This window comes from Flavobacterium sp. AC267, assembly GCF_979258715.1.
Genome location: NZ_OZ409875.1, coordinates 2,993,852 through 3,017,318, shown reverse-complemented (window position 1 = coordinate 3,017,318; position 23,467 = coordinate 2,993,852). Strand labels below are relative to the sequence as shown.

Annotated in this window: 20 protein-coding genes and 5 pseudogenes; 10 read left to right on the top strand and 15 right to left on the bottom strand. The window is 33.1% G+C overall.

Annotation, left to right across the window (positions count from 1 at the left end; genetic code table 11):
* Window positions 1-325: 325 nt before the first annotated feature.
* Together ACZZ95_RS15750 and ACZZ95_RS15745 are read right to left on the bottom strand one after the other, a co-directional pair.
* Window positions 326-673 (bottom strand): hypothetical protein, encoded by a 348-nt coding sequence (locus ACZZ95_RS15750; protein ID WP_463469754.1) that lies wholly within the window; start codon window positions 671-673, stop codon window positions 326-328.
* Window positions 654-1,376: a hypothetical protein gene (locus ACZZ95_RS15745; protein WP_463469753.1), complete on the bottom strand. Its 723-nt coding sequence runs from the start codon at window positions 1,374-1,376 to the stop codon at window positions 654-656. Before ACZZ95_RS15745 ends, ACZZ95_RS15750 begins: the two co-directional genes overlap by 20 nt.
* 133 nt (window positions 1,377-1,509) lie before the next feature.
* Here ACZZ95_RS15745 and prmA point away from each other — a divergent pair.
* The 10 genes and pseudogenes from prmA (at window position 1,510) to ACZZ95_RS15695 (ending at window position 9,104) form a co-directional block, all read left to right on the top strand.
* Window positions 1,510-2,344 (top strand): annotated as a pseudogene (gene prmA, locus ACZZ95_RS15740) (50S ribosomal protein L11 methyltransferase).
* 37 nt (window positions 2,345-2,381) lie between these two features.
* Window positions 2,382-2,658, top strand: a pseudogene (locus ACZZ95_RS15735) (ATP-dependent Clp protease adaptor ClpS).
* Window positions 2,659-2,722: 64 nt separating this feature from the next.
* Window positions 2,723-3,994: a sterol desaturase family protein gene (locus ACZZ95_RS15730; RefSeq protein ID WP_463469752.1), complete on the top strand. Its 1,272-nt coding sequence runs from the start codon at window positions 2,723-2,725 to the stop codon at window positions 3,992-3,994.
* A 36-nt stretch (window positions 3,995-4,030) separates the two neighbouring features.
* Window positions 4,031-4,681: a lysoplasmalogenase gene (locus tag ACZZ95_RS15725; RefSeq protein ID WP_463469751.1), complete on the top strand. Its 651-nt coding sequence runs from the start codon at window positions 4,031-4,033 to the stop codon at window positions 4,679-4,681.
* A 49-nt stretch (window positions 4,682-4,730) separates the two neighbouring features.
* Window positions 4,731-5,177: a 2-dehydro-3-deoxyphosphooctonate aldolase gene (locus tag ACZZ95_RS15720; RefSeq protein WP_463469750.1), complete on the top strand. Its 447-nt coding sequence runs from the start codon at window positions 4,731-4,733 to the stop codon at window positions 5,175-5,177.
* Between the two features lie 635 nt (window positions 5,178-5,812).
* Window positions 5,813-6,631: a 3-deoxy-8-phosphooctulonate synthase gene (kdsA, locus tag ACZZ95_RS15715; RefSeq protein ID WP_463469749.1), complete on the top strand. Its 819-nt coding sequence runs from the start codon at window positions 5,813-5,815 to the stop codon at window positions 6,629-6,631.
* Between the two features lie 19 nt (window positions 6,632-6,650).
* A complete protein-coding gene (locus ACZZ95_RS15710) occupies window positions 6,651-7,547 on the top strand; it encodes a hypothetical protein (protein ID WP_463469748.1) in 897 nt (298 codons plus the stop codon).
* A gap of 99 nt (window positions 7,548-7,646) precedes the next feature.
* A complete protein-coding gene (locus ACZZ95_RS15705; RefSeq protein ID WP_463469747.1) occupies window positions 7,647-8,321 on the top strand; it encodes a YiiX family permuted papain-like enzyme in 675 nt (224 codons plus the stop codon).
* A gap of 86 nt (window positions 8,322-8,407) precedes the next feature.
* The gene (locus tag ACZZ95_RS15700; RefSeq protein WP_463469746.1) at window positions 8,408-8,860 is read left to right on the top strand and encodes a hypothetical protein; all 453 of its coding nucleotides are present in this window, start codon (window positions 8,408-8,410) and stop codon (window positions 8,858-8,860) included.
* Window positions 8,861-8,864: 4 nt separating this feature from the next.
* Window positions 8,865-9,104 (top strand): hypothetical protein, encoded by a 240-nt coding sequence (locus ACZZ95_RS15695; RefSeq protein ID WP_463469745.1) that lies wholly within the window; start codon window positions 8,865-8,867, stop codon window positions 9,102-9,104.
* Window positions 9,105-9,242: 138 nt separating this feature from the next.
* On the opposite strand, the pseudogene ACZZ95_RS15690 reads toward ACZZ95_RS15695, so the two are convergent.
* The 13 genes and pseudogenes from ACZZ95_RS15690 to ACZZ95_RS15630 all read right to left on the bottom strand — a co-directional run bounded on the left by ACZZ95_RS15690 (window position 9,243) and on the right by ACZZ95_RS15630 (window position 23,467).
* Window positions 9,243-10,638, bottom strand: a pseudogene (locus ACZZ95_RS15690) (M20/M25/M40 family metallo-hydrolase).
* Between the two features lie 168 nt (window positions 10,639-10,806).
* Window positions 10,807-11,517 carry a discoidin domain-containing protein gene (locus ACZZ95_RS15685; RefSeq protein WP_463469744.1) on the bottom strand — a complete coding sequence of 237 codons (711 nt, stop codon included), beginning with the start codon at window positions 11,515-11,517 and terminating at the stop codon, window positions 10,807-10,809.
* A complete protein-coding gene (locus ACZZ95_RS15680) occupies window positions 11,498-12,256 on the bottom strand; it encodes a family 43 glycosylhydrolase (RefSeq protein ID WP_463469743.1) in 759 nt (252 codons plus the stop codon). Before ACZZ95_RS15680 ends, ACZZ95_RS15685 begins: the two co-directional genes overlap by 20 nt.
* Complete coding sequence (locus ACZZ95_RS15675) at window positions 12,219-12,728, bottom strand: hypothetical protein (protein ID WP_463469742.1); 510 nt, start codon at window positions 12,726-12,728, stop codon at window positions 12,219-12,221. Before ACZZ95_RS15675 ends, ACZZ95_RS15680 begins: the two co-directional genes overlap by 38 nt.
* A 27-nt stretch (window positions 12,729-12,755) precedes the next feature.
* Window positions 12,756-13,529: a glycerophosphodiester phosphodiesterase family protein gene (locus ACZZ95_RS15670; protein ID WP_463469741.1), complete on the bottom strand. Its 774-nt coding sequence runs from the start codon at window positions 13,527-13,529 to the stop codon at window positions 12,756-12,758.
* Window positions 13,530-13,627: 98 nt separating this feature from the next.
* Window positions 13,628-15,929 (bottom strand): annotated as a pseudogene (gene bglX, locus ACZZ95_RS15665) (beta-glucosidase BglX).
* Window positions 15,930-15,980: 51 nt separating this feature from the next.
* Window positions 15,981-16,226 (bottom strand): prolyl oligopeptidase family serine peptidase, encoded by a 246-nt coding sequence (locus ACZZ95_RS15660; protein WP_463469740.1) that lies wholly within the window; start codon window positions 16,224-16,226, stop codon window positions 15,981-15,983.
* Window positions 16,165-16,656 carry a carboxylesterase family protein gene (locus ACZZ95_RS15655; protein WP_463469739.1) on the bottom strand — a complete coding sequence of 164 codons (492 nt, stop codon included), beginning with the start codon at window positions 16,654-16,656 and terminating at the stop codon, window positions 16,165-16,167. Before ACZZ95_RS15655 ends, ACZZ95_RS15660 begins: the two co-directional genes overlap by 62 nt.
* A 6-nt stretch (window positions 16,657-16,662) precedes the next feature.
* Window positions 16,663-18,037 (bottom strand): annotated as a pseudogene (locus ACZZ95_RS15650) (glucoamylase family protein).
* A 69-nt stretch (window positions 18,038-18,106) separates the two neighbouring features.
* On the bottom strand, window positions 18,107-19,570 hold the full coding sequence (locus ACZZ95_RS15645; protein WP_463469738.1) for a RagB/SusD family nutrient uptake outer membrane protein: 1,464 nt from the start codon (window positions 19,568-19,570) through the stop codon (window positions 18,107-18,109).
* 4 nt (window positions 19,571-19,574) lie between these two features.
* On the bottom strand, window positions 19,575-21,818 hold the full coding sequence (locus ACZZ95_RS15640; protein ID WP_463469737.1) for a SusC/RagA family TonB-linked outer membrane protein: 2,244 nt from the start codon (window positions 21,816-21,818) through the stop codon (window positions 19,575-19,577).
* On the bottom strand, window positions 21,790-22,581 hold the full coding sequence (locus tag ACZZ95_RS15635; RefSeq protein ID WP_463469736.1) for a TonB-dependent receptor plug domain-containing protein: 792 nt from the start codon (window positions 22,579-22,581) through the stop codon (window positions 21,790-21,792). The genes ACZZ95_RS15640 and ACZZ95_RS15635 overlap by 29 nt, the downstream gene beginning before the upstream one ends.
* Window positions 22,582-22,825: 244 nt before the next feature.
* Complete coding sequence (locus ACZZ95_RS15630; RefSeq protein ID WP_463469735.1) at window positions 22,826-23,467, bottom strand: helix-turn-helix transcriptional regulator; 642 nt, start codon at window positions 23,465-23,467, stop codon at window positions 22,826-22,828.

Below are 23,467 nucleotides of genomic sequence, written 5' to 3'. Positions count from 1 at the left end.
TTCATAAGCTTTTATAAATTCATTTGAATCTGTTTTATATAAAATAATATAAATATCATTTTCCTTAATTTGATTACCTAATTTTTTTCTCCATTCCTGACAATTTAAATGCCGAAGTTCGCTGAAAGAATCGTCAGTAAAAAAATCTGAATCTGGAAAACCAGATCCCGAAGTATAATAATAGAGGTCTGCTGAATAATAAAAAGGCGAAAGACCTGAAAACCCAGCACGTTTTGCCTCAAAAAGTGCTATTCTTACATTTTCAGTTACATTGTAGCCAATGCAGGCAAATGAAAACTGAAAAGTCAACATTAAAATTAAACTACTAAAAACGCGCATAATATTTTGATACATTTTGAATTCCGTAATCGTTTATAAATTTTTTATCAAATGAGAAAAATGTGATTTTGGTTTGATTATCAACTTCAATTTTATTTTTTACTATTGAAATCATTTTTTCTAATTCTTCGTCTGAAATTTTTTCGATTCTAATGGCATCTCCATTTCTTAAATATGTTTTACCGGCCACAACATCTTCTTTTAAAACATATTTATTCGCTGATAACTTCTTATGCTTTATACTATCATTTATTAATTTGCCGTAATCAGATATAATTCCTTTATATTGATTTCCTCTAAAAACAACAGCCCAACTATAAATTGGCGTACGCAATATCTAGTTTGAGTTTATATTTATTGTGCGTTATATATTGAGCTAATTCACTACTGGTTCCTATAGAATTTTCAGTTTTAATATCATTTGGCTTAGTGATATTGTAACACATTAATAATCCTTTATCAACTGGGGGAGTTCCTGCTTTTGTAGCATATTTATATTGCCAAAGTCTTATAGTTGCAGAGATTTTTTTATTCGGTAGCCTTTTTTTGATTTGTTGTAATAAGTAAAAATAATTGTCTTTTGATTTTGGAGACCAATCACAATCGATTAAAATCTCTTTAAAATTAACTTTAGAATAATCTGCTTTTTTAATGCCCTCATTAATTCTGTTTTCTGCTATTTCTTTTATGCGTCTTATAATACGAGCCGCTAAAGTGTCTAATTGACCTTTGTTTGTTTTTAAGAAAACTTCATTCGTAATAAAAACACTTGGCGTAACTTCGAGATGACTTTTATTGAGATTAATATTTCGAATATTTGCAACTGGAAGGGACTCATTTTCATATGAGTTCCAATCGACATCGAAAAAACGAATGTACATATGCCGCACATTTATTTTTTCGATTAAAGAATCATCTTTCTTATCAAAATTTAAATCCGTTTTCCAATAACAAAAAGATCGGATTACTTCATTCTTCTTACCACATGAAAGCAGTAATAGAAAACTAAACATCAAGATAAAACCGATTTTTTTCATTTGATCAAACTAAATAAAATAAAATATTTTCCTACAAAAATATGAAGAAATCATTAATTTTATGTAAATCATTCTTATTTTATTTTTAACGCAACTTTTGCTTTGTATTCTTACCTTTGCAAAAAAATTATTTATGTCGAATATATATTTAGGATATCATTTTACGGTTGAGCCAAAAGAACCTGGTTCAGAAATTTTAATTGCTGAATTAGGCGAAAAAGCGTTTGAAACTTTTACAGAAACAGAAAACGGAATTTCGGCTTTTGTGAAGAAAGATTTATGGGATGAGAATATTCTGGATGATATTTATATTTTACAATCGGAAGAGTTTAAAATTGAATATACTATTGAAGAGATTGATCAGGTAAACTGGAATGAGGAGTGGGAAAAGAATTTTGAACCTATTGATGTTGATGGAAAATGCCACGTTCGTGCTCCATTTCACCCAAAAACTAATGCAGAGTTTGATATTGTAATTGAACCAAAAATGAGTTTTGGAACTGGACATCACGAAACAACTCACATGATGATTCAGCACTTACTAGAAATGGATGTTAAAGGTCTTAAAACCTTAGACATGGGATGCGGGACTGCAATTTTAGCAATTTTAGCTGAAATGAAAGGTGCAGAACCAATTGATGCTATTGATATTGATAATTGGTGTTATTTAAATTCTATCGAAAATGCCGAACGCAATAATTGCAAGCACATCAGCGTTTATGAGGGCGATGCTCGCATTATTAGCAGGCAAAAAATATGATTTAATTATTGCAAACATCAATAGAAACATTTTATTGAATGACATGCAGGCCTATGTTGATTGTTTAAATCCAAAAGGGATTATACTTTTTAGCGGTTTCTATGAAGAAGACATTCCATTTATTGATGCATCTTGCGTTGAAAAAGGATTGACCTATGTTAAAAAGTTTCAGAGAAACAACTGGGTGTCACTAAAATACGTAAATTAGTTATTAATAATTACATCAGTACAAAAACTTAAAAAAAATGAGTACTAAAGAAAAAGTTAGAGAAAGAACTCGCGAAAAAAGAAGCAACGGGTTTCAATAACGAAATTATCGTTTACAATGATGACGTAAACACTTTTGATCACGTAATTGATACTCTTATGCGTGTATGCGACCATACGGCTGAACAAGCAGAGCAATGCTCTTTGATTGTACATTACAACGGAAAATGCACTGTAAAAACAGGCCCGATGGACAAATTGAAACCTCAATGTACACAACTTTTGGAAGCTGGACTTAGTGCCGAAATCGTTTAGTTGAAAATATTTTAAAAAACATTCTATTTTATTCTATATTTGAATGAAATAGAATGTTTTTTTTATGGAGGAATATGGAAAAATATTGATTATTGCGATGCCTATTTTTTTGACCTTAATTATCATCGAAAAAATATACGGCATTTATACAAAAAACGATACAGTTCCTCTCATAGACAGTGTATCGAGCATTAGTTCTGGAATAACCAATTCTGTAAAAGATGTTTTGGGCCTCAGCATTACTTTTCTCTCTTACGAATGGCTGGTTTCTAAAATTGCATTACAGCATTTAGAAGTTAATGTACTCTCCTACTTCATCGCTTTTTTTGTAATTGATTTTTATGGTTACTGGAGCCATCGACTGGCACATCAAATAAACTTTTTATGGAACAAACATGCTATTCATCACAGCAGTGAAGAATTCAATCTCGCCTGCGCGCTTCGGCGACCTGTTGCGAGTTTGGTCAATCTATTTACCTTTTTACTAATTCCTGCAGCTTTATTGGGCGTTCCTGCTTCTGTAATTGCAATCACGCTTCCTATTCATTTATTTTTACAGTTTTGGTATCATACCAAGCACATCAAAAAAATGGGTTTTGTGGAGCATATTTTGGTCACTCCTTCACATCATCGCGTCCATCATGCGATTAATCCAGAGTATTTAGATAAAAATCATTCGCAGATTTTTATTTTTTGGGATAAACTTTTTGGAACTTTTCAGGAAGAATTAGATGATGTTCCACCAGTTTTCGGAATCACCAGACCGGCAAATACTTGGAATCCGGTAAAGATAAATTTTCAGCATTTAAGTTTATTAATTAAAGATGCCTGGCGCTCTCCTAAATGGAAAGACAAATTAACAATCTGGTTTAAACCAACTGGCTGGCGTCCTGAAAACTTTGAAGAAAAATATCCTGTAAACAAAATTGAAAATGTTTTTGATTTTGAAAAATACGGTACACATAATTCGAAAAGATTAATTTACTGGTCTGTTATTCAAGTCTTAATAACGTTGTTATTTGTGAGCTTTTTGTTTGAAAATATTGCCAAAATTGGTCTTCCAAATATGTTTGTTTATGGCTTTTTTATTTTTGTGACGATATACAGTTATTCCGAATTAATGGACAAAAGCAGATTTGCTTTTCTATGGGAAGGTATTCGATTAGGAATGGTAATCTGTATTATTGGATATTTGGGCGATTGGTTTGGCTTAAATCGTGTAATTCCAATTAGTAATTATATTATTTTTACGTATTTAATTCTATCTTTTGTACTATCAGTATATTTTGTGAATTTTGAATTCAAAACCAACCAAAACCAATATATCAATTCATAACCCCTATTATGAGAAACACTTATTTTTTTAAAATTTATGCGGCTGTTCAGCATAGTATACCTGATAATATTGTTATTAGGTTATGAGCGTTTTGATCTTTTTTTAAAACCCATTTTAATACCAATTATTGGGTTTGGAGCTTATTTTTTTAGAAAATTTCCAACTAAAAATACGTTGTTAACCGCACTTCTATTTTCGTGGATTGGAGATGTCATTTTGCTTTTTACAGATCTTGGTGAAATCTATTTTATTCTGGGTTTAGTCGCTTTTTTAATAGCTCACATTATCTATTGTATCTTGTTTAATAAACAGGATAAAATAAGAAAAAAACAAAATAAGTCCATTTTTGTATTTGGAAGTATTTTAATCGCATTGTATTTAATCGGAATGGTTTCTTTTTTAATGCCGTATTTAGGAGATCTTGAGATTCCGGTTACTATTTATGCTTCTATAATTTCTATTATGCTTTTATTTGCTTTTAACGGATTATTGGTGTGGGATAAACCAGGCAATTTGCTCGTTTTTTTAGGTGCATTTTTCTTTGTTGTATCGGATAGTATTTTGGCAATTAACAAATTTTACAGTCCAATTCCGAAAAGCTCATTTTTTATTATGCTGACTTATCTTCTGGCACAATATCTGATTGTAACTGGTATTTTAAAACTAAATCCTAAAAAAGTACAATAATAAACAGAATCACCAGACTTAAACTAACTTTACCACAATATTATAACTCATGAAAAAATTAGCTCTTTTTATTATTCTATTACTAACTGCTTCTTCTTGCGTAAGTACAAAATCGACTTTAAAAAACGTAGATGATTACGCTCCCGATTTGGTTTTGAACAAGAATAACACGTTTGTAATTACAGAATTTGCAAAAGACAAAAAATACGGTTACGACCCTGATTATCCCATTAATCTTTTCTTTCAAAACACCAATAATGAAACTTTAAATGAATCCCGTTTTCTGAATGCTCTAGCAGGGCCGAGCGGTGAAAAAATCACGTACACAAAATTAGAAACCTGTTGTCCGTTTCCATCTAAAAGGAGCAATATGGGCGCTGGATTTTTAAATGTGTATGAGCTGAAATGGGAAGGACAAAAAAAGCCGGTTAAACTTTATTTGAATATTTACGAGAAAGGAATTTTAATGGTTCCTATGGGATTGAGACTGAAATAAGGATTTTGTTATGATGAAAACAAAATCTGCTTTTATAATCTTCTTAATTTTGGGTATAGTGATTTTTCCGTACCAAATTACTATTCTTATCAACAATTCTGACTTATTATCATCTATTGTTCCTGGCTGGAATACAACTATTATTCCAGGCCAGATTATTTCTAATTCCATTAGGTTTTTCAGTCTGGCTGTAACTGTAATTTGTTATTGGAAACTTTCTAAAATTTTTAATCAAATATTACTTAAGAATTTTCTAATTCATTTTTCACTTACTATTCCAGCGGTATTAATTGGAAAGATAAATCTTTATGAAATTATTTTCTCTAGCGCTTTTAATCCAGAAGATTTAACAAATAGAATTTTGATAATAGTGCTTATAAATACTTGCTTAAATGTTTTATTTTTTACGGGACAAATTATTTTTTGGAGGTTTTATTTTAAATCGAAAAGGCAATTTTTAAAAATTTAACTGGAACATATTAGATAATTCAAAGTTTTATAAATTAACTTAATTTTTCCAAATTTGGCTAAACTCTATGGAAGCGGATAGCAGGATTGGCTTCATAAAATAATCTTAAATCTTCATCTGGTATTCATAAATCATGACTACCTTTGCACTGTCAAAAAATCATATTATGAATTTACAACATATTCCACAAATTAAGCATACTGACAGCGGAAATTTCTTTTTATTGGCGGGGCCTTGTGCCATCGAAGGTGAAGAAATGGCTCTTAGAATTGCTGAAAAATTAGTTGGTATTACCGACAATCTTCAGATTCCTTACGTTTTCAAGGGATCTTTTAAAAAAGCAAACCGTTCTAGAATTGACAGCTTTTCTGGAATTGGTGACGAAAAAGCTTTAAAAATCTTAAGAAAAGTTTCAGAAACTTTTCATATTCCAACTGTTACAGATATCCATACTAACGAAGATGCTGATATGGTCGCGCAATATGTAGATGTATTGCAAATTCCAGCGTTTTTAGTTCGTCAGACTGATCTTGTTGTTGCTGCGGCAAATACGGGAAAAGTGGTAAACTTGAAGAAAGGACAATTTATGAGTCCAGAGAGCATGAAACATGCGGTGCAAAAAGTATTAGACTGTAATAATGAGAATGTTATGGTTACAGATCGTGGTACTATGTTTGGTTATCAAGATATGATTGTTGATTTTAGAGGTATTCCTACTATGCGGCAATATGCTTCTACAGTTTTGGATGTAACGCACTCTTTGCAACAGCCAAATCAAACTGCCGGTGTTACAGGCGGAAGACCAGACATGATCGAAACCGTAGCTAAAGCTGGTATTGCAGTTGGTGTTGATGGAATTTTTATCGAAACACATTTTGAACCTGCTAATGCAAAAAGCGATGGTGCTAATATGCTTCATTTAGACTATTTTGAAGGTTTGATGAACAAATTGGTAGCTATTAGAAAAACGGTTAACGCATTTTAATTTTATAATACTAAGTTCTTTGAAAACAAAAATTTTATTTTTCCTTCTGACTTGTGTTTCGTTAAACACTTTTGCTCAGGAAGAAATACCAGTACAAAAATATGTCGCGCATAATAAAGGAAAATTCTTTGTAATGTGGGGTGGAAATAGAGAAAGTTACTCTAAATCTGATGTAAATTTCAGAGGTAAAGATTACAACTTTACAGTAGAAGACATGAGAGCTCATGATAAACCTAAAGGCTGGCATGTTGACTATATTAATCCTGTTAATATGACTATTCCTCAAACTAATTTGAGATTAGGTTATTTTTTTAGCGATCATTATAGCGTTACAGTTGGTGTTGACCACATGAAATACGTAATGTCACAAAACCAAATTGCAAATGTAAATGGAAACATCAATTTGCCCGAAAATGACCCTGGTTATATCTACAATGGAGAATACATTAACAGACCTGTAGACATGTCTCAAGGTGGCGCTATGGAAGGCGGTATGCCAGAAGGTAGCACTACTACTCCATTTTTAATTTACGAGCATACTGATGGTTTGAATTATATTAATACTGAAGTGGCTAGATTTGATGATGTTTCTAAATGGTTTGGCTTACCAAATATTGATAAAGTTCAGATAAACTTAACTGAAGGTTTGGGCGCAGGTGTTTTATATCCTAAAACCAACACAACACTTTTAGGAAAAGAACGTCATGATGATTTTCACATATCTGGTTATGGTGTTTCTGCAAAAGCGGGTCTGAATATTACTTTTTTCAAACATTTCTACATTCAAGGAGAGTTAAAAGGAGGTTACATCAATATGCAGGATATTAGAACTACTACAAGTAGTGAAGATAAAGCTTCTCAGCATTTTACCTATTTTCAGCGTATTATTGCTGTTGGAGGTATATTTAGAATCTAATATTTCGTAAAATATATTTATAAAATAGCTGTCATTTTATTTGGCGACTATTTTTTTTATTATTTACTTTGTACTTCAAAGTACTTTAATTTATACTTTATGAAAAGCAAAAAATATTTATTTCCACTAATCACTTTCGTTATAAGTTTTGGATGTGCGCTGTTTGTTTCGTTAAAGGTTTTTCCGAACAATCCTTTTACGGGAACTGCACCCGAAAAAACTACAGCGAGTAAGTATAAAGATGGTGATATTATTTTTCAGACTTCGGAATCTAAACAATGTGAAGCGGTTCGTATAGCAACTAAATCGAAGTTTTCGCATTGCGGTATTATTTATGACATTAACGGAAAATGGTTTGTTTTTGAAGCAGTTCAGCCTGTAAAATTGACACCGCTTGAGGATTGGATCAAACATGGACAAGACAGTAAATATGTGGTCAAAAGATTAAAAAATGATGCTGTTTTGACACCAGAAGTTTTACAAAAAATGAAAGAGTACAGTCAGCAGTTTGACGGAAAAGAATATGATGCCTATTTTGAATGGACAGATAGTAGAATTTATTGTTCGGAATTGGTTTGGAAAATATATAAGAATGTCGCCGGAATTGAATTGTCTACACTTAGGGAATTGAAAGATTTTAATCTGACAGATATAAGAGTTCAAAAAATATTGAAAGAGCGTTATGGAAATGATATTCCGTTAGAAGAAAAAGTGGTCGCTCCTTCTGACCTTACAGATTCTAATTTACTAAAAACAGTAATAAACACCTACTAAAAAACAAAAAAGCTAGTGATTATTGTTTCTAGCTTTTTTATTTACCATTTAACTTTGAAATTCAAAGAACTTTTAAAAAATATTTTATGAGAGATTTTCTAATTGAAAGATTATACGAATGTTCCAAAAAGCCCTATCAAAAATATTTCAAGAAAAATGAGCCTTGGAAAATTGATAAGGACAACTTGATGCAATATCCGGAAGAAAGTTTAGGATTTGGTTTGGGAAATTTTCTCCATAAAAATCATTTTGATATTCAGGAGAAACTGGAAGATCATGATATTATTCATGTTTTGACTAATACTGGAGTTTCAGTATATGAGGAAATCGGAATGCAGTATTACCTTTTCGGAAATGGAAAAAAAAGTTTGTATTTGTATATGGTTATTTTATCCGGAACTATTTTTTATCCCACACGTATCCATTACTTCTTGCGACAATATAAAAGGGGAAAAAAAGCGTTGCCGTTTCATTATCTGGATTTCTCCAAAATGCTTTTTATGCCTGTCTACTCTATTCAACAAACATTTAATATCTAATTACATGAAAGCAATTAATCGTCAGCCTTTAAAAGAAAAACAATCGATTGAATTAACAATTGGTTCATTTGTAATCATTACAATCTTGTTTGCATTGTATATTATTTCAAATGAAAATTCGACTGTTTTAGTTGTAGCGTGGCCGTTTGCTTTAGCAACCGTAATCGTAAATATAATAATGCTGGCTCATTTAACAGAAAGATTTTTTTATTTACCACAGCAACTGAAGAGAAATTGGTTTTAAAATTTTGATGTCGCTTTCAAATATTCCGATCACATTTTTGTACTATTTGATAGTGATGAAATCTTGATTTTGAAGGTTTCATTTATAAAAAAAGTCGCAAGTTTACACTTGCGACTTTTCAAATACTATAATTTAATCTTAATTTGCTTTTTTGATGTCGATTCCGTTTTGATCTAACAAATACATTAAAGTCGTCATAGTTGCGACTCCAAGCTCTAACTCTCTTTTATTAATTGCATCAAATGTATCATTTGCTGCATGATGATAATCGAAATAACGCTGTGAATCTGGTTTTAAACCTGCTTTAACAATTGCCTGAGAAGTTAAATGACTAATATCTGAACCTGCATGGCCAATTGTAAAACTGTGTACTAAATACGGCTCGAATAAGTCTTTGTATCCTTGAATTTTTTTCAAATTAGCATCGTCAGCCTCAATTGAGAATCCACGTGGTGTAAATCCGCCTGAATCACTTTCTAAAGCAAAAATATGATTCTCTTTCTTTTGTTTTGATACTTCTTCATATTTCGCACCGCCTTTTCCACCATTCTCTTCGTTCATAAACAATACAACACGAATAGTATTTTTAGGCTTGTAATTTAAGTTTTTCAAAATACGGATAACTTCCATACTTTGTACTACTCCTGCTCCATCATCGTGAGAACCATCGGCTAAATCCCAAGAATCTAAGTGACCTCCAACTACCATGATATTTTCTGGACTTACTGTTCCTGTCAATTCTCCAATTACATTATACGATAATGCATCTGGCAAAGTCTCGCAAGATTGTTTGAAATAGAATTTTAAAGCAGGATTTACTTTTAAAGATTTGCTCAACAATTCAGCTCCATTTGTACTAATTGCTCGCTGTTGGAATATACTGTTCTTTAGGAAGATCACCATAACTTTGTGCACCTGTATGAGGAAAATCGTCTAATCTTAAATTCATAGAACGAACGATTGTTCCAACAGCGCCTAATTTCGCCGCTTCTTTTGCTCCAGCATATCTCTGATCTACACAAGCTCCATAAGAAGTAAAAGTTTCGATATTTTCGGGATTCATTGGTCTGTTATAAAAAACAATTTTTCCTTTTACTTTATCAGCTCCTAATTCTGCCAATTCTTTAATTCCTTGTACTTCAATAATTTCTGCCGTAATACCTGTTTTAGGAGTTGCAACAGAACCACCTAAAGCACAAATTGGCACTACCGTTTTTGTTTTTCCGTCTACAATATAAGCTGTTTCTTTTTCACCACGAACCCAATGAGGAACCATAACTTCCTGAAGATAGACTTTATCTAATCCCAGCGCTTCTAATTGTCTTTTTGTATAATCTACCGCTAGTTCAGCTCCTTTAGAACCAGATAAACGAGCTCCAATATCATTAGATAAATATTCTAACCAAGTGTAGCATTTTGCCTCGGTTAAGGCTTTTTTGTAAAATAATTTAATATTTTTTTCATCGTTTGTCTGTGCAAAAGATGAAGTCAATCCGTTTAAAACTAAAGCAATTAAAAGAATCGTTTTTTTCATAATTTCTATAACATTTTTGGGGTTATGTTCCGTTTTTGGCTTATCTCACAAAGAAACAAAAATTCTATAGAAGTGTCAGGGTTTTTCAATATCCTTTTCATAAAAAAAGCTCTAATTACAAATTCTTCAATTTGCAATTAGAGCTTTTAAAAATTCAATAAATAAAGACTATTTTACTTCTATAATCTTATTTTTTGCACCAATTCCGTTTTCATTAAAAGGTTCAATAGTGAAATAATATTTTGTGCCTTTATCCAAACCTCTAAAATCATACGAATTGTCGCCGTAAACCATAATACTGTTATATAATTTATCTGGAGTAATTCCGTAATAAATATTATAACCAATCGCATCATTTTGTTTTTTCCAAGAAATCATCGCATTTCTTGAATCTGCTTTATTTCTATCCACTTTAAAAGAAGCAACAGCTTTTGGTTTTGCCGCTAATCCGTTTCCAAAAACCCTGAAATCAGAAATAGCAAACAATCCAGACGCATTGTGTATATTTTCCATTTTAATATAACGCGCTTTAATTGCTTTTGTAAGCTCTACATAATCATGTGGTACATCTTTATCGTTTTTAGATTTATCTACAACCAGAGTCCAATTTACAGCATCATCAGACATGAATATTTTATATTGGTAATAAATATCCATTGCTTTATTGTATTGCGTTGCTTTATGATCTGCGTAATTAATCTGGATTGCATTTATCTCCATTTGTCTGCCTAAATCCATTTGAAGCCATTCTCCTGGATTACTTGTTTTAGCAGACCAATAGGTTTGAATATTTTCATCTGTAAGATTCTCAGGCCCGTAACAGAATTTCTCATAGACTTTTTTCCCTCCGTTATCCATTCTATGTGTTTCTACTTCCATGCATTCTTCTGAAGAAGAAACAGTTACTGGCTTTTTGTATGAAAGCAACGATCCAGCCAGATGAAGCGCCTTTTGTCTGGTCACGCTCACTCGTTGGAAGCACAATTGGAAAGTCGCCGTAAGAAGTAATAGAATACATTACGTCATCTTTATCAAATCCGGCAGGAAACATATCGATGCGACGCTCAAAGCGGTCTTTAATGGAGATTTTGCACGTTCCTGTATTCCAATAATTTCCGTAATTATCTGCAAACGTATTTCCGTGTCCAGCTCCAATAACAAATCCGCCTGGTTTATATGACATTGGATTGTGTTTTTGGTACGTAAAAGGCCCTAAAGGATTATCGCCCACGTGAACGCCATTTGCGTATCCTTTAAATTCGGTTGCCGGCGCACCGTATTGCATATAATACTTACCATTGTGTTTGGTCATCCAAGCTCCTTCAATAAAATTCCCCCAAGGTGCTGGTTCCATATCATTATTTGGTCCAAAACGTTCCCAGCCATGAGCTGTAGGATCTAAACCTACAACTTCTTTAATTTGACCATAAGGACGCTGAATATCCTCTACTTCTGTTGCTTTGTATAATTGCGCATAATCTGCTTGATTTCCTTTTGGAAGCCACGTATTATAATCTACTTCAACGCCTACAAGCGGCAATTTTCCACTTGAACCGTAGTACATATATACTTTTTTATCATCATCCTGAAAAATAGCAGGATCCCAAGTTGGAAGCATTGCTTTGTCTACGTGACGCGTCCATCTTCCTGATTTTGGGTCGGCTGTTTTCCAGATTGGGTGATCCCTTTTCCAAGTTGAACCAACGTAAAATAAGGTATCGTTTACCACCCATCGTCGCAGGTGCACATTGGTCATCGTCGCCTGGCTCTCTTTGAAAACTTCCGTAAACAAAATTCCAATCTGACATATCTTTACTCCAAAAGAAACCTGCCTGATTAGTTGCAAACAAGTAATATTCGCCTTTGTAAGTTATAATTACAGGATCTGCACTAGAACGTCGTGATTCTGGAATTCTATTGTGATTGTGAGTTGTATAATTGTAACCAATATTAATTGGATTACAAAATGTAGTTGCTGGTCTGTTAGGATCAAACCACTCTGTTTTTCCGAGATTTTGTGCCAAAAGATTGTGACTGAAAAGTATCACAAATAAAATCGGCACCGTCAAGAGTTTATGTATATTTTTCATTGTTTGATTGTTTTGTTAAGTCCAAGATTATTTCTTAAGATTTATTCTTTGCTCTAAAAGTTCTGGCTCATTTGTAGTGATGTAATTGAATTTATGATCAATAATCCAATCCATATCTGCCGCTTCATTTACTGTCCATGCGTTCAAAATAATCTTGTTATCTTTCGCTTCTTGTATCCATTCCGGATGCTTTTTAAAAACTGAATAATGATAATCGACTCCATTAATTTTATCCGCTTTTACTTCTTTAGGTGATTTATTTCCTTCTAAATATTGTAAAGAAGTTTTCGCGTCGACCATTCTAATTTGTTTTAGAATCTCGTAATCAAAACTTATGTAACAGGTGTTTTTATCTGCTTTCAGCTTTTTAATAACTTCAATCGACATTAATGCTGTTTTTTGACCTCTCTCTTTACTTATTTCTGATGGCTTTATCTCGCAAACCAAAAGAGTGTGTTTGTTGTTTCTTTTTCCTTCTGAAATATATTCCCGCGCTGTTGGAAGTTTTTCGCCATTCGAAAGCTTAAACTTGATTAGATCGGCATAATTTGTCTCTTCAATAAGCAGTTTGTTGTAATGTGCATCATGATTGATTACCAGCGAATCATCTGCGGTTCTCCACACATCAAATTCTGAACCAGGCAGTTTTAGATCAATTGCATGCCTTAAAGCTGCAATTGAGTTTTCTGGCAGATTATTTTTTTTCCATGCACCGCGATGTGCTACAATTGCATTTTTTTGTGCATTGCAAGATGAGAAAGCAATAAGAAATACTAAACTCGATATTTTAAAAATATTCATAATAACGTAGTTAAATAATTACAAAAAGTATTTTTGATTTTAAAAAAAAGCCCTTCGCTAACCAAACGCGAAGGGCTAATTACTAATCAATAAACCAACTATTTAGTTAACTCAAAACTAACTTTCTTATCGGCATTTGAATTACCTCCAATGAAGATATCAAACTGCCCAGGCTCTGCTGTGAATTGTAAATCAGAGTTATAAAATTTTAAATCTTCAACAGTAATATCAAAACTTACTGTTTGTTTTTCACCTTTTTTAAGTGCTATTTTTTGGAAACCTTTCAATTCTCTAACTGGTCTTGTTACTGAACCAACTAAATCTCTAATGTATAATTGAACTGTTTCTTTTCCGTCAAAATTTCCAGTATTTGTTACATCAACCGTTACTTTTAATTTACCGCTATAGTTCATTTTATCAGAAGAAATTTTCAAGTTTGAATAATCAAAAGTCGTGTAACTTAAACCAAATCCGAATGGGAATAAAGGTTCGTTTCTTTCGTCAATATAGTTTGATCTGAATTTTTCGAATTTCCCTTCAGAATTAGAAAGCGGTCTTCCTGTATTTTTGTGTGCGTAATAAATTGGTAACTGTCCAACGCTTCTTGGGAAAGTTGAAGTTAATTTTCCTGAAGGGTTTACATCTCCAAATAAAACATCAGCAATTGCATAACCTGCTTCTGTACCCGCAAACCAAGCATTTAAAATTGCTGGAACTGTTTTTTCTTCATCTGTAATCACTAATGGACGACCGTCAAATAAAACTAAAACAACTGGTTTTCCTGTTTTTAATAAAGCGTTTAATAAATCTTTTTGTGCTTGTGGAATTTCCAAGTTCGTACGGTCGCTAGATTCTCCGCTCATTTCTGCAGATTCTCCAAGTGCCGCTACAATTACATCAGATTGCTGAGCCACTTTTAAAGCTTCTGCCAATAATTCTTCTTTTGAACGCGCATCGCGGTGTAATGTTTTTCCAAACATTGTTGCGTTAGTTTCAAAAGTTTCATCGTAATCTAAGTTACTTCCTTTAGCATATAAAACTTTAGTTCCTGATCCTGCAACTTCTTTGATTCCTGCTAATAATGAAACAGCATTTTCCATTTTAGTAGCCACACTCCAAGTTCCTGGCATATTTTCTTTAGCATCTGCTAATGGTCCGATTAAACCAATAGTTCCTGACTTTTTAAGCGGTAATAATTGGTTTTGGTTTTTTAATAAAACCAATGATTGAGAGGCAATTTGACGTGCTTCTTTTCTGCTGTCTGTTGTGAAGATTTCAGTTTTAGCTCTTTTTTCATCACAATATTTATATGGATCTTGGAACAATCCTAAATCATATTTTGCTTCTAAAATAAGTTTTACAGCATTATCGATTGTTTCGATTTTTACTTTTCCTTCATCTAAAGATTTTTTCAGCGTTCCTAAGAAACCTTCTCCAACCATATCCATTTCAACACCAGCATTTAAAGACAAAGCCGAAACTTGCTGTAAATCTCCCATTCCGTGTTCGATCATTTCAGGAATTCCCGTAAAATCGGTTACCACAAAACCTTTGAAACCCCATTGTTTTCTTAAAACATCTGTCATTAGCCATTTGTTTCCAGTTGCTGGAATTCCGTCAATTTCATTGAAAGATGCCATAACCGAACCTACTCCAGCATCAACAGTCGCTTTATAAGGCGGGAAATAGTCGTTAAACATTCTGATATGGCTCATGTCTACCGTATTGTAATCACGTCCACCTTCTGGTGCACCGTATAATGCAAAGTGTTTTACACAAGCTAAAATTGAATTGTTTTTAGAAAGATCGTGTTGTTGGTATCCATTTACCATTGCTTTTGCAATTTGGCTTCCTAAATATGGGTCTTCTCCTGAACCTTCAGAAACTCTTCCCCAGCGAGGGTCGCGCGAAACGTCAACCATTGGAGAGAATGTCCAGTTAATTCCGTCTGCACTTGCCTCTTTTGCTCGCTATTTGTGCACTTCTTTCAATTAATGCCATATCCCAAGTACAAGACAATCCTAACGGAATTGGAAATGTTGTTTCGTAACCGTGTATAACGTCCATACCAAAAAGTAATGGAATTTTCAAACGGCTTTTTTCAACAGCAATTTTTTGTACTTCTTTAATTTTTTGAACTGATTTTATATTAAACAAACCGCCCACTTTACCCTCTGCAATGTTTTTTGCCACATTTGAGCTGTTTGCCTGCCCTGTAGTGATATCACCAGATGTAGGCAAGTTTAACTGACCCAATTTCTCGTCTAAAGTCATTTTTGACATTAACTCCGCCACAAATTCAGACTTTGGTTTAATTTTCACTGTATTTTTAGTGTTCTTTTTTTGAGCGTAACCCAAAACAGCACATCCTAAAAAAAGTAAGACTAATTTGTTTTTCATTCTATTTAATTTATTTGTTTGTATTTGTTTTTTTCTGCTTGCAACATCCACTCATAAATTGCGAGCATTATCATAAACTCTTGTCCAGCTGTCGTGATTTGCGTCATCAAAAATGGTCAGCTTCACATCTTTGGCATTGCATTTTTTTAATTCTTTGTAAATCGTTATCGCATAATTAACATTTACAACATCATCTAATAATCCGTGGTAAATTCTGGTTGGAATATTGGCTATTTCACAAGCGTGCTCTAACTGAATTAAATCTACAAAGCCAGCGACAGGTACGTTTGCTTGCAAATAGATCCGGATGTGCAAAAGCCAAATTCCACGAAGCCCAGCCTCCTGAGCTCAAACCAGTAACATATATTCTTTCTGAATCAATTTTATTTTCTTTCTGGATTTTTACAATCAGCTGATAAATGGATTCTATATCCCAGTTTTCATCTTCTTTACATTGCGGAGCCAGAACGTAAGCATCTAATTGATGTGTTTTCAAATATTTTAATGGCCCGTTAATTTTAACCTTTTCGAGATCTGTTCCTTTTTCACCATCTCCAGAGATAAAAACTATTAAAGGCTTTTTTTCTTTTGTATTAGCCGGACGATGTAAAACATAACCCAATTCATACTTTGCCATTATGACTGTATTAATCTTTCCAGTAGTTTCACTTTGGCTATAACCAAATGCTGAAAACAGCAGGGATAAAAAAACTAATTTATAATTCATGCTGTTTTATATCCCGTATTTCCCAGACTTAAATCCAAGTTTGGTTAAACCTTGTTTTACTTCAGGTGCATTCATAAATAATTTCCACAATAAACCCGTTCTGTAGTTTTCAATCATTACTACTTCTGGTCCCTGATCTATTGCTAAATAGCGTTTTGCCACCCATTTATTTTGTAAACTAAGGGCATCATAAAATCCTGCATTTCCCCAAGTTTCTTCTTTGTGATTGTCGTATAGATTACGAATTACAGCCATAGATTCTTTTGGAGTATATACAATTGAACTTATTGCCGCAGTTGGCGAAATAACACCTTGATCATTGCTTGGCATATGTGCATTATATCCCACAGAGCCATCAGGGTTTCTGGAATATGATGCTGTTAGTCCCCAATAATCAGCACCATATCCCTCAACCTTGTTTGGATTCTCAACACAATATTGATAATTTATTTTTGTCTGATTTACGTTTAAATCCCAGTAATTAGCATATTTATCTGTTAACTGATTTGGATCTAAACCAACATACGAATAATGCGCCCAGAATAAAGGCCCGCCAAATTCTTCTGCACCGTTATGTTTTAAAATTAGAGGAATGTTATATTTTGTTTTAGCAGAAACGATGTCGTCGCTTCTTGCCCAGCCTTCATGATAGGCTTTTGCATCTATTGTATGTGTTGGCGAAGATGCTTGCCATTACGTAAGTGATTAAACATTCGTTATATCCTTGTAATGGGAAATTCATTTGCCATGCGTAGTTAGGCGACCAATGCCAGTATAAAACGTTTTTATTATTAGTGTACCAATTCCACTCCACGCCTTTCCAAAGTGCATCGAATTTTTGAGCGACAGCTTTTTCATTTTCAGAACCATCTTTAAGATATTCACGAACTGTAATCATTCCCGCAACCAAAAATGAAGTTTCGACTAAATCGCCGCCATTATCCTTGGTTCCAAAAGGTTTTACTTTTCCTGTATTTCCGTCGATCCAGTGCGACCATGCTCCATGAAAACGCTCTGCCTTGCCTAAAAAGTCTGCAATTTTGTTTAGTCTTTCTACACCTTGTTCTTTGGTAATGTAACCTTGAGACATTCCAGAAACCAATGCCATTAAACCAAAACCAGAACCGCCTGTTGTAACAATATTCGAATCATTTTCAGGATAATTTCCATCTGGATGGTAACGTTCTCTGGCTAATCCAGAATTGGGCTCTGCGTAATCCCAGAAGTATTTAAAAGTTTGTTTTTGAACAGCATCCAAAAGCTGTTCATCTGTTAATTTTACAGTTGCAGTATTTTCTCCTTCATTTTCTTTTGATTTTTCGGAATTAGATCCGCAACCAAAAAAGCTAAAAACTAATAATAAAACTGAAATTCTAATCATTATAAAAATTTAAAATTTAATAATAATCACTTCCTTCAGAGTTTGAAGGAAGTGATTTTAAAATATTAATTAATAACCACCAGGGTTTTGAGTTGAGTATCCAACTGATTCTCTGATAAAAAATGTAGGTATTGGAAATAATTCATGTTTACCAACTACAAATGTTTTTCCATCAGCGACCATTGCAGCAGGAGCCTGACCAGTTCTAACAATATCAAACCATCTGTCATGTTCAAAAGCTAATTCTACTCTTCTTTCTTTCCAGATAGCAGTTCTAACAGTCGCTTGAGAAACAGCAGGAGTATCTCCTAAGTTAGCTCTGTGTCTTACTTGATTTAATAATGGAGTAGTCGCGCCAGTTTGTCCTAACTCATTTAAAGCTTCTGCTTTCATTAATAAAACTTCAGCATATCTTAAATATCTAAGGTTAGTATCTGTAAATTCTACATTGTAAAAATCAGATGAGTATGCTTTGTAATTATACATTGGATTGGTTACCGTTGATGCAACTACACGTCCGTCATATAAAACTGATCCTCTAAAAATAATTGTAGTCGCTCTTCTAACGTCACCTGCTTCATAAGCATCAGCTAAACCTTGTGATGGTGTATTGAAACCCCATCCCCATCCTCCAGCACCTCTAGGCGCTTGAGAAACAGTATAATTACCAATTCCTAATTTTAAATCTGAAGTTGGTGAACCAACACCATTAATTTCAAAAATAGATTCAGAACCAAACTCTCCGTCTTTTTTAAACTGTAAAGAATAATCTGAAACTAAAGAATAACCTGTTACTTTATCACAGTTATCAATTACTTCCTGCCATTTCTTTTGGTATAAACTAACTTTTGCAAGTAATGCATAAGCTGAACCTTTAGAAACTCTTTCTTTATCGTTACCAGAATAAGTCGATTTCTCAGGCAATAATTCAGTTGCCTCAGCTAAATCTTTTTCAATAAAAGTATATACCTCTGCGGCTGTTTTACGCGTTAACTGCATTACTTTATCTTCTTCAGATAATGGTGTATTTGCTAAACGGTCAACAATTGGAACACCTCCATAACCTTTTACTAAAGTAAAATACATGAAAGCTCTCATAAATTTAGCTTCACCAATTAATCTATTTTTTAATGCTGGCGTAACTTTATCGAGTTGAGGAAGGTATGTTAATGCTTGATTACATCTGTTTATTCCTGCATAATTTGCTTTCCAAACACTTTCAAATGATGGAGTTGAAGCATTGTAAGTCAAAGCATCAATAACGTCTTTATCTGTTCCTGTATCTCCAGGGTCAGAACCTTTATCAGCATCATCTGAGATTATACTTGTAACAGCATTCCATCCAAAAGATGACATGTCCCAAGATAAAAATTGGTTGTAGATAGATGTAACCAATTCAGTGGCTTTAGTATCTGTATTAAGATATTCGACATCAACGGGGATTTTATCCGTTTGATCCACATCTAAAAAATCATCTGAACATCCTGAAAAGAAAAGTCCAGTAAGTAAAAGTGATATATAAAGTCTTTTCATAATATTAAAATTTTAAATTAGCTCCAATAACAAATGATCTCAATGAAGGGTAAGCATCAAGCTCAACACCTTGAGTACCTGTTACTAATTCACCGTCTCCTAGAGCTTCTGGTGAAAATCCTGAGAATTTCTGAGTAATAAACGGATTAACCGCATTTACATAAAGTCTACAGAAACTGATAAAACCATCTTCTTTTAAAGGAAGTTTGTATCCTACAGTAATGTTGTTAATTCTAAAGAAATCTGCTGATTCTAAGTAATAAGTTGAAGCAACTGGAACGTAATTAAATGGTGCTGGATTTGAAGCTGTGGTATTAGTTGGAGTCCAGAAATCTCTAGTTAAAGAAGCTTCTATATTTTCACCTGAAAAACGCTGTGCTTTTTTACCATTATAAACTTTTGCTCCTCCTGTTCCATAACCGTCAACAGAGAAATCAATGTTTTTATAGTTCAAACCTAAAGTAACACCGTAATTTAAAGTTGGAAGAACCGATCCAACATATTTTTTATCATTAACCTCATTTAATGCTCCTTGAGCAACTTTGTCTCCACTAGCATTATAGTACAACATTTGACCATTTACAGGATCTACTCCCGCATATTCATACATGAAGAAACTACCTAATGGCTGTCCTACTGATGTATCATATAATAATTTGGTGTTTTGTCCATTTCCTAAATTACCTCCAACAATCTGTGCAATTGATGGATTATTTAAACTTGATAATTTATTTTGATTATGAGAAAAGTTACCACCTACCCAATAGCTTAAATCATCATTAATTTTATCATCCCAACGCAAAGAAATCTCGTAACCTTTGTTAGAAACTTCACCAACATGCGTAGCAGTTCTTTGTGTTAATCCTGAAGTTGAAAGCGGAATTACATATAAAATTGCATTATCAGTGTTTTTATCATAAACATCAAATGATCCTTTTAATCTGTTATTAAATAATTCCACATCAAAACCTGCAGAAAGTTCCTCTACAACTTCCCAAGATAAATTAGGGTCAATAGATGAATCTACACTGATTCCCTGACCTGAATCTGGTCCATAATTTAAGCCTGATGTAAATGTTTGATTATTTAATGGAACATTTTGATTTCCTAATTTTCCCCAAGAACCTCTAATTTTTAATAAATTAATTGTTTTTGAATCTTTCAAAAAGTCTTCTTTAGATACGATCCATCCAGCTCCTAATGATGGGAATGTTCCCCAACGATTTCCGTCAGAAAATTGAGATGATCCATCACGTCTCACAGTTCCTGTCAATAAATATTTATCCATTAATTTATATTGGAAACGAGCAAAATAAGATGATAATTTTCTTTGGCTTAATGCTACATCATTATATCCTACAACACTTGGCGCATATTGAACATTGTCTAATGCCCAATAATTAGAATTAGCTTCTACATTTTTTCTGGTAACTGTTAATTTTTCTCTTGTACCAATTACATTCGTTTCTATACCTGCTGTAACTTCTACATCGTGAATTTCTGCAAATACTTTATTATAAGTGAAATAGTTAGATAAATTCCAGTTGAAGTATTGATCTCTATTTCTAGTTAAAGTATTTGTATTTAAACTGCTTGTATCATAAGCTGATGCAACTCTGTTTGGGTCTGCGACTAACCATAGAGCCAGATTATCTACGTAATTGTATTGCTTGTAAGTATAAAATTCTCCGTTAAATTGTGATGTAAATTTTAATGATTTTGTAATATCATAATCTAATTTTAAACCTCCTTGAAGAATAACCGTCTGCTGTTTTTCGTCATTATAATCTACAGCACTTACAGGATTTCCAACTGAATTAAATTGTGAACCTGTTTCAGTTGCTACTCCATTATTAACAAATGGAACACCATATTTTCCGTCAGCAAAACGAACAGGAATTATTGGCGATTGTCTGTAAGCTGTAGTAAATGCAGATAATGGTTTCGGTGTGTTTTTAATAGAAGTAACACTGAAATTTTGACTTAATTTAAGTTTGTCTGAAATTTTATACTCATTATTATTTCTAATAGAAGTACGAGAATAATCCGTTCCATTCAAAATTCCTTTCTCTTCGTAATTTGCGACACTTAAAAAATACTTAACACTTTCTGATGATCCAGAGATAGCAATGTTATTTTCTGAAAATGTACCTGTTCTTGTAATTGCATCATACCAATTTGTATTAACTGGCTGATTTAAAGAGAATTTATTTGGATCGTTAAAAGCAAGCATTACTATAACGAGCAAATTCCTCGCTGTTTGCCATTTTTACTTTTTTCAAAGCAGTTTTAAAACCACTGTAACTATCAATATCTACAGTAAGTTTTCCTTTTCCTGCTTTTGTGGTAATCATGATAACTCCATTTGCACCCCTTGTACCATAAATAGCAAGTGCAGAAGCATCTTTCAAAACTTCATAAGAAGTAATGTCATTTGTATTAATATTATTGATATTATCCGTTGGCATACCATCAACAACATATAAAGGATTTCTTCCTCCTAATGCGGTTCCAACCCCTCTAATAACAACAGAAGGTGTTCCTCCAGGAGTGTTTGAAGCAGTTACCTGAACCCCAGTCGCCTTACCTTGAATAGCTTGAGTTGCATTTGACACCTTCATTTTGGTAATTTCTTCTGACTTTAATGAGCTTACAGCAGAAGTATTATCAATTTTCTTTCTGGTACCATAACCAATAACAACTACTTCTTTAAGTGCAGTATCACCTGACTCTTTTAAAGTTATAGACATCATTCCCGCAGTTGCCGGCACAGAAACTGCATCAAAACCAAGCATAGAGATTTTTATAGTTTCTCCAACTTTAGCATTAATGGTAAAATTACCGTCGAAATCAGCATCAGCAGAGGCTTTGGATTCTGGAGCACTAATAATTGCACCCGGAACTCCCATTCCACTACTGTCTACTACCTTCCCTTTAATTGCTTGTGCCTGTCCCATCATATATGATGGCGACAACAAGAGTGCTAAAAAGCTAAAAATAAAATTTTTCATACAGTACGTAATCGTTTAAGTTAGTAGAGCCAAATTAAACAATTACAACGTTGTAGTACATCAAATGACACTACAACACAGCTACATCATTATGTTAAATTTTCAGTATATACTAATGATAATCAGTATAATAAATGTTAAATTAATTTCGTTAACATTACGTTATGATGTAGTAATGATGTATTGGAATTCTGTAAAAATAGGTATGTAAAAATATAAATTCCGTAAAAAACAAAATCAAATCTTACAGACTTAATAAAAACTTTGAGAGGTTTTCATCCTGAGTAAGGTTTAATTTCTTTCTAAGGCGGTATCTGTGCAATTCAACACCTCGAAAAGAGATGTTCATCATAGGTGCAATTTCCTTTGAAGAAAGGTTCATTTTAAGATAAACGCACAGTTTTATATCTTTTGGGGTAAGGTGTGGATATTTCTTAGAAAGGTTTATAATAAACTCATTATGGATTTGATTCAAATTGGTTTCAAATGTTTCCCATTCGTGTTTATTAACCTCATTAATTTTAATTGCTTTTTTGATTTCGCTCTTCAGCTTGCTGAAATCTTTTTCTTTATCTAAAATATCCTGAATTTTATCAATCATCTCTGTTTGCTTGGCAATTGATAATGATTTTCCAGCAACCTCAGAAGATTTTGTCTGAAGCTCGAGTTCTAAAATATGTTTTTCATATTCTTGAAGATTAAGCTCATTTTCTTTTTTCAGCTCCATCTCAAGAATCTCCCTTTGATGCTTTAGTTCTTCGGCCTGCAATTTTAGTTTTTGCATGTAACGCAGTTTATTCCATTTATAATAGAAAAATAAAACCGCCCCAACCACAAGCAGATACAAGAGGATCATCCAAAAAGAGAAATACCACGGTTCCGCCAC

What these genes read in the sequence shown, in the direction of transcription:
- ACZZ95_RS15745 (WP_463469753.1), bottom strand. Translation starts at nt 1,376, where the DNA reads ATGAAAAAAATCGGTTTTATCTTGATGTTTAGTTTTCTATTACTGCTT.
- ACZZ95_RS15730 (WP_463469752.1), top strand. Translation starts at nt 2,723, where the DNA reads ATGGAGGAATATGGAAAAATATTGATTATTGCGATGCCTATTTTTTTG.
- ACZZ95_RS15725 (WP_463469751.1), top strand. Translation starts at nt 4,031, where the DNA reads ATGCGGCTGTTCAGCATAGTATACCTGATAATATTGTTATTAGGTTAT.
- ACZZ95_RS15720 (WP_463469750.1), top strand. Translation starts at nt 4,731, where the DNA reads ATGAAAAAATTAGCTCTTTTTATTATTCTATTACTAACTGCTTCTTCT.
- kdsA (WP_463469749.1), top strand. Translation starts at nt 5,813, where the DNA reads ATGAATTTACAACATATTCCACAAATTAAGCATACTGACAGCGGAAAT.
- ACZZ95_RS15705 (WP_463469747.1), top strand. Translation starts at nt 7,647, where the DNA reads ATGAAAAGCAAAAAATATTTATTTCCACTAATCACTTTCGTTATAAGT.
- ACZZ95_RS15700 (WP_463469746.1), top strand. Translation starts at nt 8,408, where the DNA reads ATGAGAGATTTTCTAATTGAAAGATTATACGAATGTTCCAAAAAGCCC.
- ACZZ95_RS15695 (WP_463469745.1), top strand. Translation starts at nt 8,865, where the DNA reads ATGAAAGCAATTAATCGTCAGCCTTTAAAAGAAAAACAATCGATTGAA.
- ACZZ95_RS15685 (WP_463469744.1), bottom strand. Translation starts at nt 11,517, where the DNA reads ATGGAAGTAGAAACACATAGAATGGATAACGGAGGGAAAAAAGTCTAT.
- ACZZ95_RS15680 (WP_463469743.1), bottom strand. Translation starts at nt 12,256, where the DNA reads ATGCTTCCAACTTGGGATCCTGCTATTTTTCAGGATGATGATAAAAAA.
- ACZZ95_RS15675 (WP_463469742.1), bottom strand. Translation starts at nt 12,728, where the DNA reads ATGAAAAATATACATAAACTCTTGACGGTGCCGATTTTATTTGTGATA.
- ACZZ95_RS15670 (WP_463469741.1), bottom strand. Translation starts at nt 13,529, where the DNA reads ATGAATATTTTTAAAATATCGAGTTTAGTATTTCTTATTGCTTTCTCA.
- ACZZ95_RS15655 (WP_463469739.1), bottom strand. Translation starts at nt 16,656, where the DNA reads ATGAATTATAAATTAGTTTTTTTATCCCTGCTGTTTTCAGCATTTGGT.
- ACZZ95_RS15645 (WP_463469738.1), bottom strand. Translation starts at nt 19,570, where the DNA reads ATGAAAAGACTTTATATATCACTTTTACTTACTGGACTTTTCTTTTCA.
- ACZZ95_RS15635 (WP_463469736.1), bottom strand. Translation starts at nt 22,581, where the DNA reads ATGAAAAATTTTATTTTTAGCTTTTTAGCACTCTTGTTGTCGCCATCA.